At 39.5% G+C, this 3,974-nt stretch carries 3 protein-coding genes and 1 pseudogene; all 4 read right to left on the bottom strand.

Annotated features, from left to right (window positions below; all coding sequences use genetic code 11):
• Positions 1–437, bottom strand: a pseudogene (locus AB7U21_RS10955) (helicase); the annotation flags it as partial.
• Between the two features lie 11 nt (positions 438–448).
• Entirely contained in the window at positions 449–1,030 is a 582-nt protein-coding gene (locus AB7U21_RS10950) for a TIR domain-containing protein (RefSeq protein ID WP_428389012.1), read from the bottom strand.
• Position 1,031: 1 nt separating this feature from the next.
• A complete protein-coding gene (locus AB7U21_RS10945; protein WP_428389010.1) occupies positions 1,032–1,856 on the bottom strand; it encodes a macro domain-containing protein in 825 nt (274 codons plus the stop codon).
• Position 1,857: 1 nt separating this feature from the next.
• Positions 1,858–3,974 (bottom strand): DNA methyltransferase (locus tag AB7U21_RS10940; RefSeq protein WP_428389008.1); only part of this gene is annotated, 2,117 nt, incomplete at its 5' end.

Below are 3,974 nucleotides of genomic sequence, written 5' to 3'. Positions count from 1 at the left end.
CCCCGTAATTTGAGCTCACGTATGATAAGCCCTGCTTCAATGGTCTTTCCAAGACCAACTTCATCGGCCAGCAGGTACCTTACCCTGTCCCCAGAAACTGCCCTCGAAAGAACTCTTATCTGATGTGGAAGAGGAATGACATTAGACTCCATCGGAGCCAGCAGTACAGGCCCATTCGAATCATGTGAACCACCCTCCAGCACTTCAGCTACCTTTGCTGCTGCAGCTACATAGATAATCCGATTTGCCTCGATCTCCGGCTGGATCTCTGCAGTCAATGGTCGTAATGCAGACTGCGGAACCCTGACCACGGTATCCTGATTTGGAAGCCAGATACGGTAAACTACGTTTCCCCACAGGTTTTGTTCTTCAATTACCTTGCAGGGAGAGTTGTGGAGGGTGGAGTATTGCCATTTCTCTGTTACACTCATGTGCATTTTGCACTACCTTACTTTCGGGTATTTTTAAATATTTCATTTGAGTTTAAGGCACCAAAACTACAATGAGCATCCTTAGTGTAATGATTTAATGCAGTTGCTGGTACATTGGAAATATTAAATTGACCAATGGAATCAAGAATTGCATCTTTAATGAAAGGAATATGTATAGCTTTGGCCGCACTATTTCTGATTCTTGTATTAAGAGCATTGGGCCAATAGTTAGATAACTGAGAAGGATCAGCAACAACATTATAGTCAACATAAGCAATTATCAATGGGATTTTATAATAGTCAACTGCCTTTTCGATTTCATATGATAACATGCTTCCTGTTTCGCGAGTGTCAGAACTGAGTATTACTATCATATTTTTAGAATCAGATAAACGTTCTCTGATCCTCGATTCAAGTGTTGCTCTTAAACTGCTATCCCTAACTGCACAGGTTTTGTCATGACTATCTACATATTTAAAATCTATATTCTTGTTCTTGGCCCAAGCCTGAATAACTCCATAATACTTAAAGTCAGATAAAGTGGGATTTATCTGCCCGAGCCCGTCGAATGCTATATACGTTCCATTACGATAAGTCATGTTACCTCCAATTTTTATATATTGTGCTTAAATCAACGTCCTTCTTTTTGCTTTTAGGAATGATGATTCTTATTTCATCAGTAATTTTCTCTTTTTTGCTTTCTTCAAAAATTGCCAGAAGAATAAGATTGACGATAATATTCGGCCTTATATTAGTTCGTGCTAAACCTGAACCAAATAAAGGAATATTCAATGGTGAACCAGAACAAAATTCCCTTGCTTTTACTAGCAAGCCAATCAACGATTGATGCAGTTCCGAAGGAGTGGCTGATGCTTGTAAAGTATTCGTATTTGTTTTTGTTAATGCAACACAAAAAAAGCAATTATTATTTTTTCGAACTACTGCCGTTGATCCTATTGCGTATTTTTGTGTATTTCCCGAATTTCGAGGAACATCCTCTATCAAATTACTGCCAGACAAAGAGTTTTTTACTTGCTGATCCCAATCTTCAGTTTCACCATTCCAATACTTATTAATAAGAATTCCATGAAGACTTTTGGAAGATACATGTCTCCCATCAACAATGCTATCGAAAAATTCGTTAACAGGAATAGCTTTCCATCCATCTTGGCTAAAAAGATCACCGAATTTTATAACTATCTTTGTATCGAATGCATTACTGCTCAAAACAATTGTTTGCTTTAGAAAACCATCGATATAATATCCATTGACCAAAAACCAGATTACTGCCAATATTAATGCGATAAATAGCAACTGCCAAAAAGAACAATTGATACTTTCAGGCATAAGGCCATTATACATTTCAACAAATAGCCATATTACACCAATACTGGAGAGATACGTTTTACAAAAAGATAACAACATATTATTCCCCTCCAACCCTAGTCACTGCCTGATCGTACCACATCAGCAACTTCGGATCTTCTTCCAGAACATTATTAGGCACTAGATCGGCCACTTTTATTATAGTAGAATAATCCCTCTCCTGCCATGCCTTCTTGAACCCAGCCCGCACAGCCTCCATCCTGAAGACTTTGAGTTTCTTCGTAGACTGCTTGTACTCATCAAACTCTTTCAACAGTGACTTCTCACGCAGTTTCTCCAGGTCACCTGCCTTATTCGGATCTGGCACATACCACCTGTCCTTAGCCTTATCCATCAGTTCCGGATCATCCTTCTGCAGGTTACGCATTTCCTGCCAGTTGCTAGAAAGATAACTATGAATCTGACTTGGCACATCACCAATACCATTGTAGCTGAGGAAATTCTGGTTCAGCAATTCTCTCAGGTCCAGTTGCTGTTCATTCTTACTCCATCCGCCAAGCTCCTGCATGAACTGCGGATTGATGTCTTGGAATGTCTGCGGTTTTGCCTTTAGAAGCTGGCGTAACCACTGAATTGCAGAAGCTTCATCTGATACGAAAAGTTTGGTTTGGATAAGCTGGCCTGAAGTCAGTTTCTTTCGGTCGTACTCTGCAGCCTGCTCTGGCAGGAAGTACATACCATCACGCTCAATGAACCGCTGCCCAAGCCCTATCTGGAACTCTTGGCTCGAAAGTGGCACTGGATAACCCTTGAGTACATAATAGGCTATCATCTGATCGAAAAGAATACGAGGGTCACGCTCTGGGATTATTTCTAAGATTGTTCCCTTGTATTTGGTAACTGGTAAGTATCCTAGGTGGGTTCTTACAAAATCCCAGACACCTTCTTCAGTGTAGGCTTCCTTCGGGAAGCGTTCTTCAAAACCACCATTGGGCTTATATGCAGAGATAGCAAGATCTTGTTTAACGGCAGTTCGCGTTGTTACTGCTTTGAAACTACCTTGCTTTTTACTGAGAGGTGATACATTAGCAATTATAAACCCTGCTTCTTCAAGTGCTGTTTGAATACTAATCCATACAGAAGCCTTTGTATTAGAGAACTCTACTGTCATCCACCTTCCAGGCTTAAGAACACGGTAAGCTTCTTTGAAACAGACTGTCATCAACTGGCGGTATTCATTTAATCCCTTGCCTTGAACAGCATTTTCTATGGCTTCAGGTTTATTATTTGTTTTAACTTTAAGCCAAGATTCCCATAAGAAGTTTAATTCTGAGTAGTTTAGATTCGAACCAAAAGGCGGATCGATAAACAAATAATCTACTGTTTCTGATGGGATTTGTGTGTTTTCAAGACTTTGACAAAAAACAACGTTATGATTGGATGATATAAATGCTTTAACTAAATCTTGAATTTTACCAGAAGCAATTTTAATTATTTCCGGTTCAGAATTTAGAGAGGATACATATAGAGTTCCACTCAATGGCCCATTTCCTCTATTTCCCAGATTGTAGCGAACAAGTCGTGAACATAATGTGGCAACAATTGATTGGAATACAAGTTTGTAATGATGTGAGAATTTCCTGTTTAAGGAAGATAGTGCCCACAGATTCCTCTTAATGTAAAAATGGTGCACATGAGTAAGTCCAATTGGATCATTTCTACGAGATTCTTTTCCTTCCATCATGCGCTCTGTTGGGAACCAGTGGGGGATATCACCATTTTCGATTTTCTTGATTAACTCCAAATCAAATTCATCTGGTATCTTTTCAAACCTTTTTACTCCGACTGAATAATTAATCAGTACTGGAACCTGCTTGGCCTGCCTAATAGTTTCATTTATTGCTGAATCGTATTTATTTATCCAAGCTCGTTCTATATTGCGTTTTGTGAGTTTTGTAGAGCAATGTGGACAAAAAAATTCATCTTTTACTTTACTAGCTTCCCTATCAACACCTGCTTCCCAGAAGATTACTTCTTTTGAACAGTTCGGACAAACAAAAACATCCGACCAGACAGTGTAGTTGATCTTCCCCATCCTTCCATCAGTATGCTTGGTCTCATACATCCACCCACACTCTTCTTCGACTTCCTTCAGGATGCGTTTTGCTTCCTTTTCAAATGCCTTTACATCCACAGGAGTGTTGTAGTTGTAGGCGA

The sequence above is a fragment of the Methanomethylovorans sp. genome, assembly GCF_050177135.1.
Classification (GTDB): domain Archaea; phylum Halobacteriota; class Methanosarcinia; order Methanosarcinales; family Methanosarcinaceae; genus Methanomethylovorans.
This window is presented reverse-complemented; position numbering and strand designations above follow the sequence as displayed.

Excerpts from the sequence above, each read along its gene's own strand:
- AB7U21_RS10950 (WP_428389012.1), bottom strand. The coding sequence starts at position 1,030 with ATGACTTATCGTAATGGAACGTATATAGCATTCGACGGGCTCGGGCAG.
- AB7U21_RS10945 (WP_428389010.1), bottom strand. The coding sequence starts at position 1,856 with ATGTTGTTATCTTTTTGTAAAACGTATCTCTCCAGTATTGGTGTAATA.